At 63.2% G+C, this 20,704-nt stretch carries 23 protein-coding genes; 2 read left to right on the top strand and 21 right to left on the bottom strand.

Going from position 1 to position 20,704, the window contains the following annotated elements:
• Positions 1-4 precede the first annotated feature (4 nt).
• The 17 genes from HUW43_RS05470 to HUW43_RS05390 all read right to left on the bottom strand — a co-directional run bounded on the left by HUW43_RS05470 (position 5) and on the right by HUW43_RS05390 (position 16,050).
• Complete coding sequence (locus HUW43_RS05470) at positions 5-805, bottom strand: biotin--[acetyl-CoA-carboxylase] ligase (protein WP_188236424.1); 801 nt, start codon at positions 803-805, stop codon at positions 5-7.
• Positions 727-2,157, bottom strand: a complete 1,431-nt coding sequence (gene nuoN, locus HUW43_RS05465) for an NADH-quinone oxidoreductase subunit NuoN (RefSeq protein ID WP_188236423.1) — start codon at positions 2,155-2,157, stop codon at positions 727-729. Before nuoN ends, HUW43_RS05470 begins: the two co-directional genes overlap by 79 nt.
• Positions 2,154-3,707, bottom strand: a complete 1,554-nt coding sequence (locus HUW43_RS05460; protein WP_188236422.1) for an NADH-quinone oxidoreductase subunit M — start codon at positions 3,705-3,707, stop codon at positions 2,154-2,156. The genes nuoN and HUW43_RS05460 overlap by 4 nt, the downstream gene beginning before the upstream one ends.
• On the bottom strand, positions 3,704-5,749 hold the full coding sequence (gene nuoL / locus HUW43_RS05455) for an NADH-quinone oxidoreductase subunit L (protein ID WP_188236421.1): 2,046 nt from the start codon (positions 5,747-5,749) through the stop codon (positions 3,704-3,706). Before nuoL ends, HUW43_RS05460 begins: the two co-directional genes overlap by 4 nt.
• 4 nt (positions 5,750-5,753) lie before the next feature.
• Positions 5,754-6,059 carry an NADH-quinone oxidoreductase subunit NuoK gene (gene nuoK, locus HUW43_RS05450; protein WP_003051614.1) on the bottom strand — a complete coding sequence of 102 codons (306 nt, stop codon included), beginning with the start codon at positions 6,057-6,059 and terminating at the stop codon, positions 5,754-5,756.
• Positions 6,056-6,667, bottom strand: coding sequence for an NADH-quinone oxidoreductase subunit J (locus tag HUW43_RS05445; protein WP_188236420.1), 612 nt, complete (start codon positions 6,665-6,667; stop codon positions 6,056-6,058). The genes nuoK and HUW43_RS05445 overlap by 4 nt, the downstream gene beginning before the upstream one ends.
• Positions 6,668-6,679: 12 nt before the next feature.
• Positions 6,680-7,165, bottom strand: a complete 486-nt coding sequence (nuoI, locus tag HUW43_RS05440) for an NADH-quinone oxidoreductase subunit NuoI (RefSeq protein ID WP_223181309.1) — start codon at positions 7,163-7,165, stop codon at positions 6,680-6,682.
• Positions 7,162-7,629: a hypothetical protein gene (locus tag HUW43_RS05435; RefSeq protein ID WP_188236419.1), complete on the bottom strand. Its 468-nt coding sequence runs from the start codon at positions 7,627-7,629 to the stop codon at positions 7,162-7,164. The genes nuoI and HUW43_RS05435 overlap by 4 nt, the downstream gene beginning before the upstream one ends.
• Before the next feature lie 2 nt (positions 7,630-7,631).
• The gene (gene nuoH / locus HUW43_RS05430) at positions 7,632-8,678 is read right to left on the bottom strand and encodes an NADH-quinone oxidoreductase subunit NuoH (protein ID WP_188236418.1); all 1,047 of its coding nucleotides are present in this window, start codon (positions 8,676-8,678) and stop codon (positions 7,632-7,634) included.
• Positions 8,679-8,811: 133 nt separating this feature from the next.
• Positions 8,812-10,824 carry an NADH-quinone oxidoreductase subunit NuoG gene (gene nuoG, locus HUW43_RS05425; RefSeq protein WP_188236417.1) on the bottom strand — a complete coding sequence of 671 codons (2,013 nt, stop codon included), beginning with the start codon at positions 10,822-10,824 and terminating at the stop codon, positions 8,812-8,814.
• A complete protein-coding gene (nuoF, locus tag HUW43_RS05420; RefSeq protein WP_188236416.1) occupies positions 10,824-12,116 on the bottom strand; it encodes an NADH-quinone oxidoreductase subunit NuoF in 1,293 nt (430 codons plus the stop codon). The genes nuoG and nuoF overlap by 1 nt, the downstream gene beginning before the upstream one ends.
• A gap of 1 nt (position 12,117) precedes the next feature.
• Positions 12,118-12,786, bottom strand: a complete 669-nt coding sequence (locus tag HUW43_RS05415; protein WP_188236415.1) for a complex I 24 kDa subunit family protein — start codon at positions 12,784-12,786, stop codon at positions 12,118-12,120.
• On the bottom strand, positions 12,779-12,958 hold the full coding sequence (locus HUW43_RS05410; protein ID WP_120216137.1) for a hypothetical protein: 180 nt from the start codon (positions 12,956-12,958) through the stop codon (positions 12,779-12,781). The genes HUW43_RS05415 and HUW43_RS05410 overlap by 8 nt, the downstream gene beginning before the upstream one ends.
• Positions 12,958-14,175 (bottom strand): NADH-quinone oxidoreductase subunit D, encoded by a 1,218-nt coding sequence (locus HUW43_RS05405; protein ID WP_188236471.1) that lies wholly within the window; start codon positions 14,173-14,175, stop codon positions 12,958-12,960. The genes HUW43_RS05410 and HUW43_RS05405 overlap by 1 nt, the downstream gene beginning before the upstream one ends.
• Before the next feature lie 35 nt (positions 14,176-14,210).
• Positions 14,211-15,125, bottom strand: coding sequence for an NADH-quinone oxidoreductase subunit C (locus tag HUW43_RS05400; protein WP_188236414.1), 915 nt, complete (start codon positions 15,123-15,125; stop codon positions 14,211-14,213).
• Positions 15,125-15,679, bottom strand: a complete 555-nt coding sequence (locus HUW43_RS05395) for a NuoB/complex I 20 kDa subunit family protein (RefSeq protein ID WP_223181308.1) — start codon at positions 15,677-15,679, stop codon at positions 15,125-15,127. Before HUW43_RS05395 ends, HUW43_RS05400 begins: the two co-directional genes overlap by 1 nt.
• The gene (locus tag HUW43_RS05390) at positions 15,676-16,050 is read right to left on the bottom strand and encodes an NADH-quinone oxidoreductase subunit A (RefSeq protein WP_120219382.1); all 375 of its coding nucleotides are present in this window, start codon (positions 16,048-16,050) and stop codon (positions 15,676-15,678) included. The genes HUW43_RS05395 and HUW43_RS05390 overlap by 4 nt, the downstream gene beginning before the upstream one ends.
• Before the next feature lie 228 nt (positions 16,051-16,278).
• On the opposite strand from HUW43_RS05390, the gene HUW43_RS05385 reads away from it, so the two are divergent.
• Positions 16,279-16,761 carry a YbjN domain-containing protein gene (locus tag HUW43_RS05385; protein ID WP_188236413.1) on the top strand — a complete coding sequence of 161 codons (483 nt, stop codon included), beginning with the start codon at positions 16,279-16,281 and terminating at the stop codon, positions 16,759-16,761.
• A 53-nt stretch (positions 16,762-16,814) separates the two neighbouring features.
• Here the strand turns inward: HUW43_RS05385 and HUW43_RS05380 are convergent, their stop codons facing one another.
• The 3 genes from HUW43_RS05380 to thiE form a co-directional block, all read right to left on the bottom strand.
• A complete protein-coding gene (locus tag HUW43_RS05380; protein WP_188236412.1) occupies positions 16,815-17,633 on the bottom strand; it encodes an inositol monophosphatase family protein in 819 nt (272 codons plus the stop codon).
• A 96-nt stretch (positions 17,634-17,729) separates the two neighbouring features.
• Positions 17,730-18,293, bottom strand: coding sequence for an elongation factor P (gene efp / locus HUW43_RS05375; RefSeq protein WP_188236411.1), 564 nt, complete (start codon positions 18,291-18,293; stop codon positions 17,730-17,732).
• A 383-nt stretch (positions 18,294-18,676) separates the two neighbouring features.
• Positions 18,677-19,327: a thiamine phosphate synthase gene (gene thiE / locus HUW43_RS05370; protein WP_188236410.1), complete on the bottom strand. Its 651-nt coding sequence runs from the start codon at positions 19,325-19,327 to the stop codon at positions 18,677-18,679.
• Between the two features lie 35 nt (positions 19,328-19,362).
• Between thiE and HUW43_RS05365 the strand changes: the two genes are divergently transcribed.
• The gene (locus HUW43_RS05365) at positions 19,363-19,758 is read left to right on the top strand and encodes a hypothetical protein (RefSeq protein ID WP_223181307.1); all 396 of its coding nucleotides are present in this window, start codon (positions 19,363-19,365) and stop codon (positions 19,756-19,758) included.
• A gap of 66 nt (positions 19,759-19,824) precedes the next feature.
• Here HUW43_RS05365 and HUW43_RS05360 read toward each other — a convergent pair whose 3' ends face one another.
• A complete protein-coding gene (locus tag HUW43_RS05360) occupies positions 19,825-20,694 on the bottom strand; it encodes a fructose bisphosphate aldolase (RefSeq protein ID WP_188236468.1) in 870 nt (289 codons plus the stop codon).
• Between the last annotated feature and the right edge of the window lie 10 nt (positions 20,695-20,704).

The raw sequence follows: 20,704 nt of genomic DNA, 5'->3' as shown, positions 1-20,704 counted from the left end.
GGCGTTATCCTTCAACCACCGGGCGACGGAGTTCGACGTCCCCCGCATGAATCAGCATGGTCTCCCCGTGGTCGCGGCGCAAGCGCAGCGCGCCGTCGTCGGCAAGGCCGTCGAAAAAGCCGTCAATGCCCTGTTCGGACACGCGCAGCGGTGTGCCGACGGGGTGCGCCAGCGGCAGCCAGGCGCGCACGATGCTCGCGACCCCCTCCTGCCGCCAGGTCCACAGCGCGTCAATCATCGCGATGCCGAGCGCGTTCGCGAAATTATCGCGGTCGATCACGGCGCCCTTGGTGGACAGAGTTGCGGTGGGGCGGTCGGGCAGGTCGGGTGCGGCGACAAGGTTGACGCCGATGCCGATCACCACCGAATTGCCGGTGCGCTCCATCAATATGCCGGCGCATTTGGCACCGCCCACCAGCAGGTCGTTCGGCCATTTGATCTGGGCGCGGGCATCGGGCGCCAGCGCGGCGACGGTCCTGGCGAGCGCCACCCCGGCGACAAGCGCGAGCGTCGCGGCCGACGGATCGCCGATCTTCAGATGAACGACCGTCGAGCCCATGAAATTGCCCTGCCCGTCGTTCCAGCCGCGGCCCAGGCGGCCGCGCCCGGCGGTCTGGCGGTCGGCGACCAGCCAATGCCCCTCGCCGACATGTTCGCCGCCTGCCAGCCGCGCCAGCAGGTCGGCGTTGGTCGAACCTGTCTGCGCGATCCGCTCGATCGGCGGGATCAGAACAGCACCGCTGCGGCGTGCGCCGATGCCACGGCGAGCATCGGAATGAAGAGATAGCCGACCGCCGACAGCCACAGCGCGCTGGCCGCGACGATCGTGCCCTCGACGGCATTGCCGCCGCCGGTCACCTCGACTTCCGATTTATCGTCGAAATACATCGTCTTGATGATCGCGATATAATAGAAGGCGCCGATAACCGATGCGACGATGCCCGCGACCGCGAGCGGCACGAGGCCTGCATTCACAGCAGCCTCGAACACAAGATATTTGGGCCAGAAACCGAACAGCGGCGGAATGCCCGCAAGGCTGAACAGGAACACCGACAGCGCCGCTGCCAGTCCGGGACGCCGTTGCGACAGGCCGGCGAGCGCGGGGATGCTTTCGACCTGATTGCCGTGCTCATCGCGCAGTTGCAGGACGACAAGGAAAGCGCCGAGCGTGGTGACAAGATAGACGAGCAGATAGGTCAGCACGCCCTCGACCCCCTGCTGCGTTCCGGCGGCCAGGCCGATCAGCATGAAACCGACATTGTTGATCGACGAATAGGCGAGCAGGCGCTTGATATTCTTCTGTCCGATCGCGCCGACCGCGCCAAGGATGATCGAGGCAAGCGCGAGGAAGATGACGATCTGCTGCCAGGCGCCGATCGCGGGACCTATCGCGTCGACGACGATCCGCGTCATCAGCGCCATCGCCGCCACCTTGGGCGCGCTGGCAAAGAAGGTCGTCACCGGGGTCGGCGCGCCTTCATAGACGTCGGGCGTCCACATGTGGAACGGCACCGCGCTGATCTTGAAACCCAGCCCCGAAAGCACGAAGACGATGCCGAAGATCAGGCCGATACCCGGCTCGTCGCCCATCGCCGCGGCAATGCCCGCGAAATCGGTCGTGCCGGTGAAGCCATAGAGCAGCGAGATGCCATAGAGCAACATCCCCGACGCCAGCGCGCCGAGCACGAAATACTTCAGTCCCGCTTCGCTCGACCGCTCGTCGGTGCGCATGAAGCTCGCGAGCACATAAGCGGCAAGGCTGTTGAGTTCGAGTCCGACATAAAGCGTCATCAGATCGCGCGACGAGGCCATGATGCCCATGCCGAGCGCCGCAAACAGGATCAGCGTCGGATATTCGGCGCGCATCCCGCCGCTGAAAAAGCGCGGCGCGATGAGGATGCACACGAAGCTCGCGGCATAGATGAGCAGCTTGGCAAAACCGCCGAAAGCGTCGACCGACAGCGTACCCGAAAAGACGGTCGCCTCGACGCCGAACAGCGCGACGACGGCCACCGCGGCGGCAGCAAGCGTGAGCAGCGCGCTGAGCTGGTAAATGCCGACCTGCCGGTCGCCCATGAAGGCGCCGAGCATCAGCGTGACGAGGCCGCCGATCGTCAGGATCAGCTCGGGCCAGATGAGCATCAGGTCGGCGGTCATTGGACGCCTCCCGCATGGCTCGATCCGTGCGCCGTTTCACCATGCGCAGCGTCGGCGTTGGGCTTGCCCGCGGCAAGCTGCGCATCGCCCGCGGGTTTCGCCGGAGCCAGGCGCGCGACCACGGTGGTCACGTCGCCGCGCATCGGCGCGAGGAAGCTTTCGGGATAGACGCCCATCCACAGCGCCACGGCGGCGAGCGGCGCCATGATCGCCCATTCGCGCGGATTGAGGTCGGGCATCGCCTTCACATCGTCCTTGGTCAGTTCGCCGAACACGACGCGGCGATAGAGATAGAGCATGTACGCGGCACCGAGGATGATGCCCGTAGTGCAGACAAAGGCGACGACGCTCGACGCCTCGTAAATGCCGAGCAGGCTCAGAAACTCGCCGACGAATCCGCTGGTCCCCGGCAGGCCGATCGACGCCATTGTGAACAGCATGAAGAAGAGCGCATAGGCCGGCATGTTCACGGCGAGCCCGCCGTAGCGGTCGATTTCGCGCGTGTGCAGCCGGTCATAGATCACGCCGACGCAGAAGAAGAGCGCGGCCGACACGACGCCATGGCTGAGCATGATGATCAGCGCGCCTTCGATTCCCTGCTGGTTGAAGGCAAAGAGCCCCGCGGTGACGATGGCCATGTGGGCGACCGACGAATAGGCGATCAGCTTTTTCATGTCGTTCTGCACCAGCGCGACAAGGCTGGTATAGACCACCGCGACCATCGACAGGCCGAACACCAGCCACATCAGCTGCGCCGAAGCGTCAGGGAACATCGGCATCATGAAACGCAGGAAGCCATAGGCGCCGAGCTTCAGGAGCACACCCGCAAGGATCATCGAGCCCGCGGTCGGCGCCTGCACATGCGCGTCGGGAAGCCAGGTGTGGACGGGCCACATCGGCATCTTCACCGCGAGGCTGGCAAAGAAGGCCAGCCACAGCCAGGTCTGCATTCCCGCCGGGAAATCATAGTTCAGCAGCGTCGGAATGTCGGTCGTCCCCGCTTCGGCGATCATCGCGATCATCGCGATCAGCATCAGCACCGAACCGAGCAGCGTGTAGAGGAAGAATTTGAACGCGGCGTAGATCCGGTTGGCGCCGCCCCAGATGCCGATGATGAAATACATCGGGATCAGCCCGGCCTCGAAGAAGATATAAAAGAGCAGCAGATCCTGCGCCATGAAGACGCCGATCATCACGACTTCCATGATCAGGAACATCGCCATGTAAAGGCCGACGCGCTGCTTGATCGCGTCCCAGCTCGCAAGGATGCAGAGCGGCATCAGGAAGACGCTGAGCATGATGAGCATCAACGCCATGCCGTCGATGCCGAGCGCCCACTGGAAGCGCCCGAACAGGTCGGCGCGTTCGGTGAACTGCCACTGCGCGCCGCCGATATCGAAATTGGCCCAGAGCACGACGCCAAGCGCAAAGTCGATCAGCGTTGCCGCGAGCGCAATGGCGCGCGCGTTGCGGTCCCCGGCATAGAGGCAGAGGATGGCGCCGATCGCCGGGATCGCCAGCATCAGTGAGAGGATAGGAAGCCCGCTCACAGGAACTTCACCATGGCCCAGCTGGCGAGGCCGACAAGACCGAGCAGCATCACAAACGCATATCCATAAACATAACCCGATTGCAGCCGGACCGCGAGCCGCGTCCCCCCGGCGACGAGCGCCGCGGCGCCATCGGGACCGAAGCGGTCGATGGTGCCTTCGTCACCCTTCTTCCAGAAGAAGCGGCCGATCCAGAAGGCGGGCTTCACGAAGAGGATGTTGTAGAGCTCGTCGAAATACCATTTATTGTAAAGAAACTGGTGCAGCAGCCTGAACTGCGCCACGAAGCGCGCGGGCAGCGTGGTGTTGCGAACATAGCTGTTCCAAGCGAGGAACAGGCCGATCGCCATCACGGTGAACGGGGTCCACTTCACCCAGGTCGGCACTTCGTGAGCGGTGTGCATCAGATGCTCGTCGAACGCGATGCTGCCCGCCCAGAAGGCTGCGCCCTCTTCCGGATAGATAAACGGGTGCGCAAAGACGTAACCCGCGAACACCGCGCCGAGTGACAGGACGCCGAGCGGGATCAGCATCGACAGCGGGCTCTCGTGCGGGTGGTAACCCGCCGTGCCGTCGCCATGCGCGTCCCGGTGGTGAGGCGCATGGTTGCCGCTCGCATGTTCGGCGGACGGATCTTCATGCTCGCCATGCACCGCGTGCTGGATATGCTCGCTCTCTTCCCAGCGCGGCTTGCCGTGGAAGGTCAGGAAAACGAGGCGCCACGAATAGAAGCTTGTCAGCAGCGCGGCGAAGATGCCGACCCAGAAGGCAATCACGCCGCCGCCACCCGCTGCAAATGCGGCTTCGAGGATGCCGTCTTTTGAATGGAATCCCGCAAAGCCCGCGACCCCCGCGATCCCGACGCCGGTAATCGCCAGCGTGCCTGCCATCATCGCCCAATAGGTGAGCGGTATATGTTTCCGAAGGCCGCCATAATAGCGCATGTCCTGTTCATGGTGCATCGCATGGATCACCGAACCCGCGCCCAGGAACAACAGAGCCTTGAAAAAGGCGTGCGTGAACAGGTGGAACATCGCCGCGCCATAGGCGCCGACGCCCGCGGCGAAGAACATGTAACCGAGCTGCGAACAGGTCGAATAGGCGATGACGCGCTTGATGTCCCACTGCGTCGTGCCGACGGTCGCGGCAAACAGGCAGGTCGCGGCGCCGACGAAGGTGACGACGCCGAGCGCAATCGGTGCGGTCTCGAACATCGGCGACAGGCGGCAAACCATGAACACGCCCGCGGTCACCATCGTCGCGGCGTGGATCAGCGCCGACACCGGGGTCGGGCCTTCCATCGCGTCGGGCAGCCAGGTGTGAAGGCCGAGCTGCGCCGACTTGCCCATCGCACCGATGAACAGGAGCAGGCAGAGAATCGTCATCGTGTCGAGCCGCATCCCCAGGAAGGTGATGCTGCTGCCCGCCATGCCCGGCGCTGCGGCCAGAATGTCCGGGATCGAAACGGTGCCGAACACGAGGAAGGTGCCGAAAATGCCAAGCATGAAACCAAGGTCGCCGACGCGGTTGACGACGAACGCCTTGATCGCGGCGGCATTGGCGCTCGGCTTCTTGTACCAGAAACCGATGAGCAGATAGGAGGCAAGGCCGACGCCTTCCCAACCGAAGAACATCTGGACCAGATTGTTCGCGGTCACCAGCATCAGCATCGCAAAGGTGAAGAGCGACAGATAGGCGAAGAAGCGCGGCTGGTCCGGGTCTTCTTCCATATAGCCCCAGCTATAGAGGTGGACGAGCGCCGACACCGTGGTGATCACGACGAGCATTACCGCGGTCAGCGTGTCGACGCGCAGCTCCCAGTTGAACTGGAGCGCGCCGGAAGACACCCAGTGCAGCACCGTAACGACTTCGGCCTCACCGGTCCCCGTCACGAAGGACAGGAAGATCGGCCAGCTGAGCGCACAGCTGGTGAACAGCGCACCTGTCGTGACGAGCTTCGATGCAAAGGGGCCGATGGCGCGCTGGCCCAGCCCTGCGACAAGCGCCGCGAGCAGCGGCAGGAATACGATCGCCTGGATCACCGGCTTACCCCTTCATCCGGTTGGCATCGTCGACGGCAATGGTGCCGCGGCCGCGGAAATAGATAACAAGGATTGCAAGGCCGATCGCCGCTTCACCGGCAGCGACGGTCAGCACGAACATCGAAAACACCTGCCCCACCAGGTCACCCAGCGCGGCGCTGAACGCGACAAGATTGATGTTCACCGCCAGCAGGATGAGCTCGATCGCCATCAGGATGACGATGATATTCTTGCGGTTGATGAAGATGCCGAGCACGCCGAGCGTGAAGAGCACCGCCGAAACGGCGAGATAATGGCCAACCGAAATCACAGCTCAACCCCCTGCCCGGTGCCCGGATCGACAAGGCGCGTCGCATCCTCTGGACGACGGCGCACCTGCTGCGAAATATTCTGAGTCCGCACCCCGCCGCGCTGGCGGTGCGTCAGCACGATCGCGCCGATCATCGCCACCAGCAGGACGATACCCGCCGCCTCGAACAGGAAGATGTAGCGCGTGTAGAGCAGCTCGCCGATCTGCTGGATATTGCTTTTGTCGCTGACGACGGGCGCCGCGCGCGCGGCCAGATCAACCCCGCCCGCGTTCCATGCGCCGACCGCGAACACCAGCTCGGCCGCCAGGATGATCGCGACCAGCGCGCCAAGCGGCAGATAACGCACGAAACCGGCGCGCAGTTCGGCGAAATCGATGTCGAGCATCATCACGACGAACAGGAACAGCACCGCAACCGCGCCGACATAGACGATGACGAGCAGCATCGCGATGAACTCCGCCCCGGCGAGCAGCATCAGCCCCGCCGCGTTGAAGAAGGCGAGGATCAGCCACATCACGCTGTGGACCGGGTTGCGGGCAAAGATCACCATTGCGCCGGACGCAATGACGATCGTCGCGAAAAGATAGAAGGCGATAAGCTGAATCATGTGCGCGCGCCCTTACCGATAGGGCGCGTCGGCGGCAAGATTCGCCGCGATCGCGCGTTCCCATTTGTCGCCGTTGGCGAGCAGCTTGGCCTTGTCATAGAGCAGTTCTTCGCGCGTTTCGGTCGCGAACTCGAAGTTCGGCCCCTCGACGATCGCATCGACCGGGCAGGCTTCCTGACAAAAGCCGCAATAGATGCACTTGGTCATGTCGATGTCATAGCGCGTGGTGCGGCGCGAACCATCGTCGCGCGGCTCGGCCTCGATCGTGATCGCCTGCGCCGGGCACACCGCCTCGCACAGCTTGCACGCGATGCAGCGTTCCTCGCCGTTCGGATAACGCCGCAGCGCATGTTCGCCGCGGAAACGCGGGCTGAGCGGGTTCTTCTCGAACGGATAGTTGATCGTCGCTTTCGGCTTGAAGAAATATTTCAGCGTGAGGGCGTGCGCCTTTACGAACTCCCACAGGGTGAAGCTTTTGATGATGTGGCTGACACTCATGATGGCTGCTCGCTTGGATTGAACTCGGCAACACAGATGCCGACCGCGTCGTATCGAAAAGGTTCCCGCTCTCCCGCGGCGTTTGGCGGCCAATCGCCGAACCGCGTAACATAGGCCATCGAGCGTCCTTCCCGACGCAGCTTCAGATTGATCACATACTGGTCACTGCCAACAATTCGCGTGATCTGAAAATCGCGAAACCAATCACTGTTGTGAATCGGGTTGGTGATGCCGCGTCCGGCAAGCGCGCTTCCGGTGCTGCTACCCAAGATGATGGGGAAGCCGTCATTCGGTTGATGGCCTTCGGGTGCAAGCGGCGTGGTGCCATGAAGGTCGAACTGGCCAGCCACTCCCTTGCTGTCGCCGACGGCGAGCATCGTGCAACGAAATGCCGTCGCGGGCACAGCGCGTTGGGGCCGCTTGTCGATGGTTTCAACCATGGCCTGAGCCAGAAGCATGGACACAATCATGCCCCATACCTCGTCAGCATCAGATAGCCCGAGATCAGGAACACCCAGATCAGCGAGATCGGCAGGAAGATTTTCCAGCCCAGCCGCATCAGCTGGTCATAGCGGTATCGTGGAACGGTCGCCTTGACCCAGCTGAAGATGAAGAAGAAGAACAGGATTTTCACGAACAGCCAGACGATGCCGGGGACGGCATAGAGCGGCGCCCAGTCGATCGGCGGCAGCCAGCCGCCCCAGAAGAGCACCGCGTTGAGCGTGCACATCAAAAGGACATTGGCATATTCGCCAAGCCAGAACAGCGCGAAGCTCATCGACGAATATTCGGTCTGATAGCCCGCGACGAGCTCGCTTTCCGCTTCGGTCAGGTCGAACGGCGCGCGCGCGGTTTCGGCGAGCGCCGAGATCAGGAACATCACCGCAAGCGGGAAGAGCAGCAGGTTGAATCCGAACGCGTTGACGATGCCGAGCCCGTGCCCCTGCTGCGCCTTGACGATCTCGTTCATATTGAAGCTGTCGGCGAACAGCACGACGCCGATCAGGATAAATCCGATCGACACTTCATAGCTGATCATCTGCGCCGACGCGCGGAGCGCCGAAAAGAAGGGATATTTCGAGTTCGACGCCCAGCCCGACAGGATCACCCCATAAACGCCGAGCGACGAGATGGCGAGGATGTAGAGCAGCCCGACATTGATGTCGGCCAGCACCGCGCCCGAATTGAACGGAATCACCGCCCAGGCGAGCAGCGCCACTGTGAAGGTGATGATCGGCGCGATCAGGAACAGGCCCTTGTTGGCGCCCGACGGGACGATCGTTTCCTGGAGGAACACCTTGAGCCCGTCGGCGAACGACTGGAGCAGACCGAATGGGCCGACAACATTCGGCCCGCGGCGCAGCGCGATCGCCGCCCAGATCTTGCGGTCGGCATAGATGATCATCGCGACGGCGAGCATCAACGGCAGCGCGATGAGCAGGATGCCGCAAATCGTCGCGACGCCCCATGCCCAGTTCGGGTCCATGCCCCACGAAATGAAAGTCTCGGTCATTTCTTCGCGCCGTCCTGATTGCGCCAGCCGTTATGCGGGCCGGGCTTCTCTGACCTGCCCCTGGGGTTGAAACCCCGCCAGACCGAATAGCCCATCCCGACGAACAGGATGGACGCAATAGCATGCACCGGGGTCATTCCGCCGCCTCCGCAAAGTCTTCGCCATGGATCAGCTCTTGCGAGCAGCGCTGCATCGTCGGCGATGCGCGGCAGATGGCATTGGTGAGATAGAAATCCTTGATCGGCGACGGGATCGCGCGTGCTTCGGGCTTCGCGGGCAGCTTGGGCACCGTCCAGCCATAGTCGGCAAGGCCCTCCTGTCCAAGCGCGGGTACCGCCGCGATCATCGCCGCGCGGCACTCGTCGAAGCTGTCGAAGCCGACATTGACGTCAAGCGCATCGGCAAGCGCGCGGAAAATGCTCCAGTCCTCGCGCGCATCGCCCGGAGCGAACACCGCCCTTTCGCTACGCTGGACGCGGCCTTCGGTGTTGACGGTGGTGAAATCCTTTTCGGTCCACGCCGCGGCGGGCAGGATGACGTCGGCGGCATGGGCACCCTTGTCGCCATGATGGCCGACATAGACTTTGAACGTTTCCGCAAACGCCGCAAAATCGACCTCGTCGGCGCCAAGGAAGAAGGCAAGCTTCGGCTTGGCTGCGATCACATCCCTGATCCCGCCGGGCAGGCCGTAGCCGAGCATCAGCGAACCCATGCGCGCGGCCGAGAAATGCACGACATTGAAGCCGTTCCAGCCGTCCCTGACCGCGTTCACCGCCTTGGCAAGCGCCAGCCCCGCGCCGTGAACGCCGGGCACCGAGAGCGCGCCGCCGCCGAAGATCAGCATTGGCCGTTCGGCGCCCTTCAGCGCTTCCATCACATGCGCGGGCAGTTTCGCCACCAGCGACGCGTCGTCGCCAAGCCATTCGGTCTTGTAGGTCAGGTCGGTTTCAGGCCCGATCGCAAAGACCTTGGCCCCCTTCTTCCACACCGCCTTGCGGACGCGCGTGTTAATCAGCGGCGCTTCCCAGCGCAGGTTCGTGCCGACGAGCAGGATCACATCGGCATTCTCGGCCTCGGCGATGGTCGTGTTGAAATTGACCGCCGACAGGCTGGTAACATCGTAATCAAGGCCGGTCTGCCGCCCTTCGAGCAGCGACGAGCCGAGCGCGTTCACCAACGCTTTGGCCGCGAACATCGTCTCGCAATCGACGAGATCGCCCGCAATCGCCGCAACCGACGAACCCGCGTTCACCGCCTTGATCGCCTCGAACGCCTCGGCCCAGCTCGCCTCGACGAGCTGGCCGTCCTTGCGCACGAACGGACGATCAAGGCGGCGACGCACAAGGCCATCGACATGGTGGCGCGTCTTGTCGCTCGCCCATTCCTCGTTGACGTCGTCGTTGACGCGCGGCAGCACGCGCAGCACCTGCCGCCCGCGGCTGTCGATGCGGACATTGGTGCCAACCGCGTCCATCATGTCGATGCCCAGCGTCTTGGTCAGTTCCCACGGCCGCGCCTCGAACGCATAGGGCTTGCTGGTCAGCGCGCCGACGGGGCACAAATCGACGATATTGCCCGAAAGCTCGCTCGCGACCGCGCGTTCGAGATAGGAGGTGATCTGCATATTCTCGCCGCGATAGATCGCGCCGATGTCCTCCACGCCCGCGACTTCCTCCGCAAAGCGGACACAGCGCGTGCACTGGATGCAGCGGGTCATCACCGTCTTGACGATCGGCCCCATATATTTCTCGGTCACCGCGCGCTTGTTCTCGTCATAGCGCGTCGCGCCGCGGCCATAAGCGACCGACTGGTCCTGCAAGTCGCATTCGCCGCCCTGATCGCAGATGGGGCAGTCGAGCGGGTGGTTGATGAGCAAAAACTCCATCACCCCTTCGCGCGCCTTCTTCACCATCGGGCTGTCGGTGCGGATCACCTGCCCCTCGGCCGTCGGCAGCGCGCAGCTTGCCTGCGGCTTCGGCGGTCCCGGCGACACTTCGACCAGGCACATGCGGCAATTGCCCGCGATCGACAGGCGCTCGTGGTAGCAGAAGCGCGGGATTTCCTTCCCCGCCATCTCGCACGCCTGCAAGACGGTTGCGCCCTGCGGAACGTCGAGTTCTACGCCATCTACGGTGACTTTGGGCATTATTCGGCTGCCTCCAGCGCGCCGCCATTCTCGCGGATGCGGCGTTCGAGTTCGGGGCGGAAATGGCGGATCAGACCCTGGATCGGCCACGCCGCGGCGTCGCCGAGCGCACAGATGGTATGGCCTTCGACCTGCTTGGTCACGTCGAACAAGGTGTCGATTTCGCCGATGTCGGCGTCGCCGGTGCGCAGCCGCTCCATCACGCGCCACATCCAGCCGGTGCCTTCGCGGCACGGCGTGCACTGGCCGCAGCTTTCATGCTTGTAGAAATAGCTGATGCGGCTGATCGCCTGGACGATGTCGGTCGACTTGTCCATCACGATGGCGGCGGCTGTGCCAAGGCCCGAACCGAGCGCCTTCAGCCCGTCGAAATCCATCGGCGCATCCATGATCTCGGCCGCGGGCACGAGCGGCACCGACGAACCGCCGGGGATCACCGCAAGCAGATTGTCCCAACCGCCGCGAATGCCGCCGCAATGCCTGTCGATCAGCTCGCGGAAGGGAATGCTCATCGCTTCCTCGACCACACACGGCTTGTTCACATGGCCGCTGATCTGAAAGAGCTTGGTGCCCTTGTTATTCTCGCGCCCGAAGGACGAGAACCACGCCGCGCCGCGCCGCAGGATCGTCGGGACGACCGCGATGCTTTCGACATTGTTCACCGTGGTCGGGCATCCATAAAGGCCCGCGCCCGCCGGGAACGGCGGTTTCAGACGCGGCTGGCCTTTCTTGCCCTCCAGGCTTTCGATCATCGCGGTTTCTTCGCCGCAAATATAGGCCCCGGCGCCGCGGTGGACGAAAACGTCGAAATCATAACCCGATTTCGCCGCATTCTTGCCGAGCAGCCCGGCGTCATACGCCTCCTGCACTGCCGCGAACAATGTCTCGGCCTCGCGGATGAACTCGCCGCGTATATAGATATAGGCGGCGCGCGCGCGCATCGCAAAACCCGCGATCAATGCGCCTTCGATCAGCTTGTGCGGATCGTGGCGGATGATTTCGCGGTCCTTGCAGCTACCCGGCTCGGATTCGTCGGCGTTGATGACGAGGAAGCTCGGACGGTCTTCGCGCGGCTCCTTTGGCATGAAGCTCCATTTGAGCCCGGTCGGAAAGCCCGCGCCGCCGCGGCCGCGCAGCCCCGACGCCTTGATCTCCTCGATGATCGCGTCCTGGCCGCGCTTCATCAGGTCCCTGGTATTGTCCCAATCGCCGCGCATCTGCGCGGATTTGAGGTTCCACGGCTGGAAGCCGTAAAGATTGGTGAAGATGCGATCCTTGTCCAGAAGGCTCATGTCACCACTCCTTCCGATAGTCGTGGTTCGCCTTGACCATTTCTTTCAGCGTGGTCGGCCCGCCTTCCGGCTCGCTTGTGTGGCGCTGCGGGTTCTGCGTACCCGTCTTGGGCTGTTTGCCTGCGGCAAGCTCGTCGAGGATGCGCGTCATGCTGTCGTAATCGAGGTCTTCGTAATTATCGTCGTTGATCTGGACCATCGGCGCGTTGGCGCAGGTGCCCATGCACTCAACCTCGGTCAGGGTGAACAGCCCGTCGGGAGTCGTCTTGCCCTTCACCATGCCGCGATTCTTGCACGCCGCCATCACATCGTCCGAACCGCGCAGCAGGCACGGCGTCGTGCCGCAGACCTGCACATGATAGCGGCCGACGGGGACGAGATTGTACATGGTGTAGAAGGTCGCGACCTCATAGGCGCGGATGAAGGGCATATCGAGCTGCGCTGCGACATATTCGATCACCGGCACGGGCAGCCAGCCCTGCGTGTTCGTCTCGGCCCCGACCTGGCGCTGCGCAAGGTCGAGCAAAGGCATCACCGCCGAGCGCTGGCGCCCCGCGGGATAGCGCGCGATGACCGCCTTTGCCTTCTCGGCATTTTCCGCCGTCCACGCAAAGGCGCCCCAGCGCGCGCGGACTTCGGCTTCGTCAGGGATTTGGGGTGCGTCAGCCACGGGCTAGACCTCGTTCAATATATCGTCCGACATACATGCCCAGCGTCGCGGCAAATGCGGTCGAGACGACTTCCTTTATCGTTACCTCGCCATGGAATGCGGCAAGATAGGCCGCGACCGCAGACGCAAAGCCTGCAAGCACCAGGACAAGAATGGCAAGTTCGCGCAGCATTACCGGTCGCACTCCCCGAACACGACGTCGATCGCGCCGATGATCGCGGTGGTGTCGGCGAGCATGTGGCCCTTGCACATCATGTCCATCGCCTGAAGGTGCGAAAACGCCGTCGGACGGATCTTGCAACGATAGGGTTTGTTGGTGCCGTCGCTGACCAGATAGACGCCGAATTCGCCCTTGGGGCTTTCGGTCGCGACATAGACTTCGCCAGCGGGGACGTGGAAACCTTCGGTATAGAGCTTGAAATGATGGATCAGCGATTCCATCGACTGCTTCATCTCGCCGCGCTTGGGCGGGACGACCTTGCGGTCGAGGCTGGCGATCGGGCCGCTCGGCATGTCGCGCAGGCACTGCTTGATGATCTTCGCCGACTGATAGACTTCCTGCACGCGCACCATGAACCGGTCGTAGCAGTCGCCGCGCGTGCCGACGGGAATGTCGAACTCCATCGCGGCATAGGCGTCATAGGGCTGCGCCTTGCGCAAATCCCATGCGATGCCGCTGCCGCGGATCATCGGGCCGGAAAAGCCCCACGCCAGCGCATCTTTCTTGCTTACCGTCGCGATGTCGACGTTGCGCTGTTTGAAGATGCGGTTGTCGACGACCAGGCTCATCGCGTCGCCGAACAGCTTGGGCAGACGCTTTTCGCACCACTCGCCGATGTCGTAGAGCAGCCGTTCGGGCACATCCTGATGCACGCCGCCCGGACGGAAATAGGCCGAATGCATGCGCGCGCCCGACGCGCGTTCAAAGAAGTTAAGGCAATCCTCGCGCAGCTCGAACACCCAGAGGTTCGGGGTCATCGCGCCGACGTCCATGACGTGCGACCCGATGTTGAGCATATGGTTGCAGATGCGCGTCAGCTCGGCGAACAGGGTGCGCAGATATTGCGCGCGTTCGGGGACTTCGAGGTCGAGCAGCTTCTCGATCGCGAGGACATAGCTATGCTCCATCCCCAGCGGCGAGCAATAGTCGAGCCGGTCGAAATAGGGCAGCGCCTGCAAATAGGTCTTATATTCGATCAGCTTTTCGGTGCCGCGGTGGAGCAGCCCGACGTGCGGATCGACACGCTCGATGATCTCGCCGTCAAGTTCCATGACCATGCGCAACACGCCGTGCGCCGCGGGATGCTGCGGACCGAAGTTGATCGTATAATTGGTGACAGCCTGATCGCCCGCGGTGTTCGCAGTGTCGACCGGATAGCCTTCGAACATGTCGCTGCCGTGGTGCTTCACTTGAGGAGCATCCGTCATGCGTCACCTCCGGTTTTCGGCTTGCGCGAGGCGCGCGGCTTGGCCGAAGCCTTGGGCTTGGCGGGAGCCTCGGCCTTCGTCGTCGCGGGAGTCTTTGCCCTGGCGCCCGCAGTCGCCTTCGCGCCGTCGCGGCTCGTCTTCGCCGCAGCCTTGTTGACCCTGGCACCCGCGCCGGTCTGCGCCGGGCTGTCGCTAGTCTTCGGGGTCGGCGGCGGCGGTGCCTTCGCCTTGTCGTCGGCGGCCTTGACCTCTTTTGACGTCATCGACGTCGGCGCGCCCTTGCCCGGCGCTTCGCCCGTCCCACCGGCCTTTTCATCGCCCGGCAGCACATAATCGGCGCCTTCCCATGGGCTCAGGAAGTCAAAGTTGCGGAAATCCTGCGCCAGCTTCACCGGCTCATAGACGACGCGCTTGTCCTCTTCGGAATAGCGCAACTCGGTATAGCCGGTCAGCGGAAAATCCTTGCGTTGCGGATGGCCCTGGAAACCATAGTCGGTCAGGATGCGGCGCAGGTCGGGATTGCCCGCGAACAGCACGCCATACATGTCGAACACTTCGCGCTCGAGCCAGCCGGCCACCGGCCAGACAGGCACGATCGTCGGCACCGGCGTCGTTTCGTCGGTCGACACGCGCACGCGCAGGCGGTGGTTCTTGGTGACGCTGAGCAGGTGATAGACGACCTCGAACCGCTCCGACCGGTCGGGATAGTCGACCCCGGCGATTTCCATCAGCTGCTGGTAATCGAGATTGTCGCGCAGGCTGACCATCACCGCCGCGACCGCCTCGCGGCGCACGGTAATGCTGTCTTCGCCCGCGGCGAAGGCATGCGCGATGAGATCGCCGCCCAACAGCTTTTCAAGCGCTGCGGCAAGGCCCGCACGGGGCGCAATCAGGGGAGCAGGACTGGCCATCAGCGTTCGATCGTTCCGGTGCGGCGAATCTTTCGCTGCAACTGCATCACGCCATAAAGCAAAGCCTCGGCGGTCGGCGGACAACCGGGGACATAGATGTCGACGGGCACGATGCGGTCGCAGCCGCGCACGACACTATAGCTGTAGTGATAATAACCGCCGCCGTTGGCGCAGCTGCCCATCGAGATCACGTATTTCGGGTTCGACATCTGGTCGTAAACCCGGCGCAGCGCGGGCGCCATCTTGTTGCAGAGCGTGCCCGCGACGATCATCACGTCGGACTGACGCGGGCTGGCCCGCGGCGCGACGCCGAACCGCTCCATGTCGTATCGCGGCATATTGACGTGAATCATCTCGACCGCGCAGCAGGCAAGGCCAAAGGTCATCCACCAGAGCGAGCCGGTGCGCGCCCAGTTGAACAGATCCTCGGTCGAGGTGACGAGGAATCCCTTGTCGCCTACCTCGCTATTGAGGTCGTCGAAAAACGACTGGTCGGGGCTGGTCCCCGGCGCCACCGGCATCTGGCCGGGCATCAGGATGCTCGAATTGCTCATTCCCAATCCAGCGCCCCTTTCTTCCATGCGTAAATCAGGCCGATTGCAAGCTCGGCGAGGAAAATCATCATCGTCGCCCAACCAGCCCAACCGATTTCTTCAAGGCTGACTGCCCACGGAAACAGGAATGCGGCTTCGAGGTCGAAGATGATGAAGAGGATGGCGACGAGATAGAATCGCACATCGAACTGGCTGCGCGCATCCTCGAATGCGGGAAAGCCGCATTCATATTCGGTCAGCTTCGCCGGATCGGGCTTGTGCGCCCCGGTCAGCCGCGCGACGCCCATCGGCAGGAAGACAAAGGCCGCCGACAACCCGACCGCAATGACCAGGAATATCAGGATCGGCAGATACTGAGTCAGATCGACCATGGGAGCTCGCAGTTCCGTTGTGCAATTTTTGGGGTGGCGCGCACCCGGTTATCGGGGGCGCTTTAGGCCAGCGCGCCGCGTGTCGCAAGCACCGCAGGCAGGATTTTCGTATCTTGCGTGACCAACACCCCAATGCACGCTGGCGAGTGGGCCTGTCGCTGTGATAGATCGAAAAAACGGGTCGCAATGCCGCGTCTTTCGGGCGCTATATCGACGATGGGAGCTAATATGGGACCAATTACCACGCGCGCCGCGCTCGCACTCGCCGCGACCGCACTGTTCTGGACGACGCCGGCCCATTCCGAACTGGTGAACGCAGCGGATCCGGCGACGATCAAGGCGATCGTCGAGTCGCAGGGCTGGCCCGCGACGATCATCGCCAAAGATGGCGACGATCCCTATATCGAGAGCAGCCGCAATGGCCTGAAGTTCCTTGTTCTTTTTATGAATTGCGACGGGGGCCAAAAGTGCAAGACGCTGCAATATTATATGGGCTTCAGCGATGCGAAGAATATGTCGCTCGAACGGCTGAACCAGTGGAACAAGGAAAAGCGCTTCGCGCGTGCCTATAAGGACGATGCCGGCGACCCGGTGCTCGAAATGGACGTTGACCTCGATTTCGCGGGAATCCCGCGCGAGAATGTCGGCGAAACCTTCAACACCTGGGCTTCGCTGATGGACAGTTTCCGGGAATATGTTTTCGACGAATAGGCTGGCCGCCTGGCACCGTCATCCCGGCTTTCGTCGGGATGACGGATTGTAAATCAAGCGTTGCGCAGCGCGCCAGCGACCAGTTTCTGCAGTTTTGAATGGACCGCGGCGCTGCCTGCGATATATTCGCTGCGTTCGATCGCCCGGTCGCCGCCGCGGAAATCGCTGACGAAACCGCCGGCCTCGCGCACCAGCAGCATTCCCGCCGCGACGTCCCAGACCTGCAGGTCGCTTTCCCAGAAACCATCGTAGCGCCCCGCGGCGACCCAGGCGAGGTCGAGGCTGGCGGCGCCGAAGCGGCGGATGCCCGCGACTTCGGGAGCGACCGCGCCGAAAATGCGGCTCCACTGCGCCATATCGCCGTGACCCATATAGGGAATGCCCGTCGCGATCAGGCATTCGCTCAGATGGCGGCGCGACGCGACGCGCAGGCGCCGGTCGTGCAGCCACGCGCCGCGGCCGCGCTCGGCCCAATAGCTTTCGTCGGTGACGGGTTGATAGATCAGCGCCGCCGTGACGTCGCCCCAGCCGCCGCCGAGCTTCGGCTCCTGCACCGCGATCGAGATCGCGAAATGCGGAATCGCATGAAGGAAGTTCGACGTGCCGTCGAGCGGGTCGATGATGAATCGCGGCTTGCCCGGCTCGCCCTCGATCTCGCCGGCCTCTTCCATCAGGAAGCCCCAGCCGGGACGCGCATGGGTCAGCTCGTCGTAAAGCGTGCGCTCGGCGGCCTGATCGGCTTTCGATACGAAATCCGCCGGGCCCTTTTGCGAAACCTGGAGATGCTCCACCTCGCCGAAATCGCGGCGCAGTTTGGACCCGGCCTTACGCGCGGCGCGCTCCATGACGGTGATGATGCCGGATACGGCCATGTCGCTTTCCTTCAACGCGTTGCCCCCGCGAAGGCGGGGGCCGCTGTCGGCAATGTAAAACGCTAGCGGCCCCTGCCTTCGCGGGGGCGACGTTGGTTATTCCGCGCGGCGCACATATTCGCGGTCATAGACATTGACAACGATGCGCGTCCCGCTGGTGATGTGCGGCGGCACCATCACGCGCACGCCATTGTCGAGGATCGCGGGCTTGTACGACGACGAGGCCGTCTGGCCCTTCACCACCGCATCGGCCTCGACGATGGTTGCCTCGATCTGTTCGGGCAGCTCGACCGAGATGGGGCGCTCCTCCCAAAGCTCGAGCACGACGTCCATGCCGTCCTGCAGGAACTCGTGCGCTTCGCCAACGACGTCCTTGCTGATGTTGATCTGCTCGAAACTGTCCTTGTCCATGAAGACGAGGTCGTCGCCCTCGGCATAGAGGAACTGGAAATCCTTGGTGTCGAGGCGAACCTTTTCCACCGTATCGGCGCTGCGAAAACGGTTGTTGAGCTTGCGCCCGTCGATCAGATTCTTGGCCTCGACCTGCATATAGGCGCCGCCCTTGCCCGGCTGCGTGTGCTGGATCTTGGTGACCTTCCAGATGCCACCTTCAAACTCGATTATATTGCCGGGACGGATTTCAACGCCGGTGATCTTCATCGCGCACACTCACTTGGACAAGGATGGAAAGAGCCGCCGGCCTATTGTATAAGCCGGTCACAGGAGCGCGCCTTTAGCCGCGTGCGGGGCGAAGGGCAAGTCGCCGTGTCGGCGTGGGCTCCGCTCGGCAGGCTGCGCGCCGTCGGCCGGGAAATGCGATGAACCGAAACCGATTTGTCGGATCGATCCAATATGCCGCAGACGCGCGCTGGCATAGGAGCGGCCATGATGAACGCAGAACTTTCTCCACCCTCCCCGCCGCCGCTGCGCGGTGACGCGGCCCCTGAACCACGCGAAGCGCCGTGCGTCGGCCTGTTCGGCTGGCGCAAGGACAGGGCGGCACAGCGCCCGAAGAAAGGCGATACGAAAAGGCCCGGACGCGATTATCCCGCGGGCTGACTGTCCATAATTTCGGTAAAGGCGCGCACCGCAGCGCCCGGACCGTCGCGATAGGCCCAGACGCCTCCCGACACCGCAAGGAAATCGGCCCCTGCCTCGACGAGCGTTCGCGCATTGTCGACGGTGATTCCCCCGATCGCCACGCAGGGCAGTTCGAACAATCCCTGCCACCATGTCAGTATTTCGGGGTCCGCGCGATGTTCGACCGCCTTCGTCGTCGTCGGGAAAAAGGCGCCGAAGGCAACATAATCGGCGCCCGCCTCGCCAGCCTCCATCGCGAGGTGACGGCTGTTATGGCATGTTACGCCAATCTGTGCACCGGGACCGAGCTGACGGCGCGCGTCCTTCGGATCGCCATCGCCCTGCCCCAGATGCACGCCATCGGCCTTCAGCCGCTTTGCCAGCGCGATATCGTCGTTGACGATGAAGGCGACCTCGTGCGCCGCGCAGATCGCCTGCAACGGCTCGGCGAGCCGCGCCGCCTCGTGCTGGTCCAGCCCCTTGACGCGAAACTGAAAGGCCGCGACCGGCCCCGCGGCCAGCGCCTCCTCCAGCCGCACGGCAAAATCGCCGCCGACGTCGAGCGGGGAAATCAGGTAAAGCTGGCAGCCTGGCCCGTGCGTTGCTGTGGTCATCGCGCGTTCATAGCGGCGGCACCAGATGCGGGCAAATGCAGAAGATCATGCTCGGCACGTCGATTATCCTGTCCTCGCTGCTGTTGTCGGCGTGCGCGACGACGATGGCGCCGCCGCTTGCCGACAGCGACAATGTCAGCCTCGGTCAAAAGGCCTATGTCGACGGCCCGATCGTCGAACCGGTCGCGATCATCGAGGACAGCCGCTGCCCGATGAACGCGCGCTGCATCTGGGCCGGGCGCGTTCGATTGAAGATGATCTGGCACCGCGGCGATGGCAGGAAACAGCCGTTCGAGGCCGAACTCGGCAAAGCCGTGCATCTGGCCGACGGCCAGTTTACGCTCGCCGCGGTGCGCCCCGACAAAATGAGCGGCGCGGCGATCGACATCAGCGACTACCGCTTTTCCTTCACCTTCGCGGGCGGCCTTTGACCGCCCACCATTGGGGAGAATGGCGACAAGCGGTCATCCACCGCTTGCCGCTCTTCTTCCATCGCCTTACGCCACCGAGGCCGCGTGAATCTCGTCGATCGCGTCACGAAGCGAAGCGTTGAACTCCTCGTCGCTCATCGACGCGCGCAGGTCTTCGAGCAGGGCGCGGCTGAAGCTTGCGATGATGCCGGGATTCTTCGCCAGTTCGGCGCAGGCCTCTGCCCGCGCAAAGCCACCCGACAGCGCAACGACGCGCAACACCTTGGGGTGGTCAACGAGCGGCTGGAACAGCCCCGCCTCGGTGGGCAGCGACAGCTTGAGCATCACCGGCCCGCCGGTCCAGACGTCAAGCGCCGCAAGAAGCTCTTTCAGCAACAGCCGGTCCGCCGCATCCCGCTCGACGCTCTTGATGTTCACCTCAGGTTCGATGATCGGGACAAGGCCGTGCGCGGCGATCCGCGCCGCTTCGGCGAACTGCTGGTCGACAATGGCCCGGATCCCCGCCGGACTGGCAAGATTGATCACGCTGCGCATCTTGGTCCCGAACACGCCCTTGGCAACCGCGCGCGCACACAGATCATCGAGGCCCGGATTCGCCTTCATCAGCTGGACGCCATCGACTTCGTCTTCCAGCCCCTTGTCGACCTTCAGGAACGGCACGACGCCGCGTTCCCACAACAGCACCGGCACCGGCTTGCCGCCCGCTTCACCGTCCATCGTCCGTTCGAACAGGATCGCGCCGATGACCTTTTCGCCATTGAAACAGGGCGCGGTGACGATCCGCGAACGCATCGCATGGATCAGCGCAAACATTTCTTCGTCGTTCGAAAACGCATTCTCGTCGATGCCATAACCCTTCAATGCCTTGGGCGTCGATCCCCCGCTCTGGTCGAGCGCGGCGATGAAGCCCTGTCCCGACTTGATCTGGTCCAGCATCTCGGCATTG

This window comes from Sphingopyxis sp. LK2115 (genome assembly GCF_014595975.1).
In the GTDB taxonomy this organism is placed as follows: Bacteria; Pseudomonadota; Alphaproteobacteria; order Sphingomonadales; family Sphingomonadaceae; genus Sphingopyxis.
This window is presented reverse-complemented; position numbering and strand designations above follow the sequence as displayed.

Bases quoted from the DNA above. Each gene is read 5' to 3' on its own strand.
- HUW43_RS05390 (WP_120219382.1), bottom strand. From the start codon at position 16,050: ATGGTCGATCTGACTCAGTATCTGCCGATCCTGATATTCCTGGTCATT.
- thiE (WP_188236410.1), bottom strand. From the start codon at position 19,327: ATGACCACAGCAACGCACGGGCCAGGCTGCCAGCTTTACCTGATTTCC.
- nuoF (WP_188236416.1), bottom strand. From the start codon at position 12,116: ATGAGCCTTCTGGACAAGGATCGCATCTTCACCAATCTTTACGGCTTC.
- HUW43_RS05360 (WP_188236468.1), bottom strand. From the start codon at position 20,694: ATGCTGGACCAGATCAAGTCGGGACAGGGCTTCATCGCCGCGCTCGAC.
- HUW43_RS05385 (WP_188236413.1), top strand. From the start codon at position 16,279: ATGGGACCAATTACCACGCGCGCCGCGCTCGCACTCGCCGCGACCGCA.
- HUW43_RS05395 (WP_223181308.1), bottom strand. From the start codon at position 15,679: ATGAGCAATTCGAGCATCCTGATGCCCGGCCAGATGCCGGTGGCGCCG.
- nuoG (WP_188236417.1), bottom strand. From the start codon at position 10,824: ATGCCCAAAGTCACCGTAGATGGCGTAGAACTCGACGTTCCGCAGGGC.
- HUW43_RS05410 (WP_120216137.1), bottom strand. From the start codon at position 12,958: ATGCTGCGCGAACTTGCCATTCTTGTCCTGGTGCTTGCAGGCTTTGCG.
- HUW43_RS05405 (WP_188236471.1), bottom strand. From the start codon at position 14,175: ATGTTCGAAGGCTATCCGGTCGACACTGCGAACACCGCGGGCGATCAG.
- efp (WP_188236411.1), bottom strand. From the start codon at position 18,293: ATGAAGATCACCGGCGTTGAAATCCGTCCCGGCAATATAATCGAGTTT.
- HUW43_RS05445 (WP_188236420.1), bottom strand. From the start codon at position 6,667: ATGATTCAGCTTATCGCCTTCTATCTTTTCGCGACGATCGTCATTGCG.
- nuoH (WP_188236418.1), bottom strand. From the start codon at position 8,678: ATGACCGAGACTTTCATTTCGTGGGGCATGGACCCGAACTGGGCATGG.
- nuoI (WP_223181309.1), bottom strand. From the start codon at position 7,165: ATGAGTGTCAGCCACATCATCAAAAGCTTCACCCTGTGGGAGTTCGTA.
- HUW43_RS05380 (WP_188236412.1), bottom strand. From the start codon at position 17,633: ATGGCCGTATCCGGCATCATCACCGTCATGGAGCGCGCCGCGCGTAAG.
- HUW43_RS05365 (WP_223181307.1), top strand. From the start codon at position 19,363: ATGCAGAAGATCATGCTCGGCACGTCGATTATCCTGTCCTCGCTGCTG.
- HUW43_RS05400 (WP_188236414.1), bottom strand. From the start codon at position 15,125: ATGGCCAGTCCTGCTCCCCTGATTGCGCCCCGTGCGGGCCTTGCCGCA.
- nuoN (WP_188236423.1), bottom strand. From the start codon at position 2,157: ATGACCGCCGACCTGATGCTCATCTGGCCCGAGCTGATCCTGACGATC.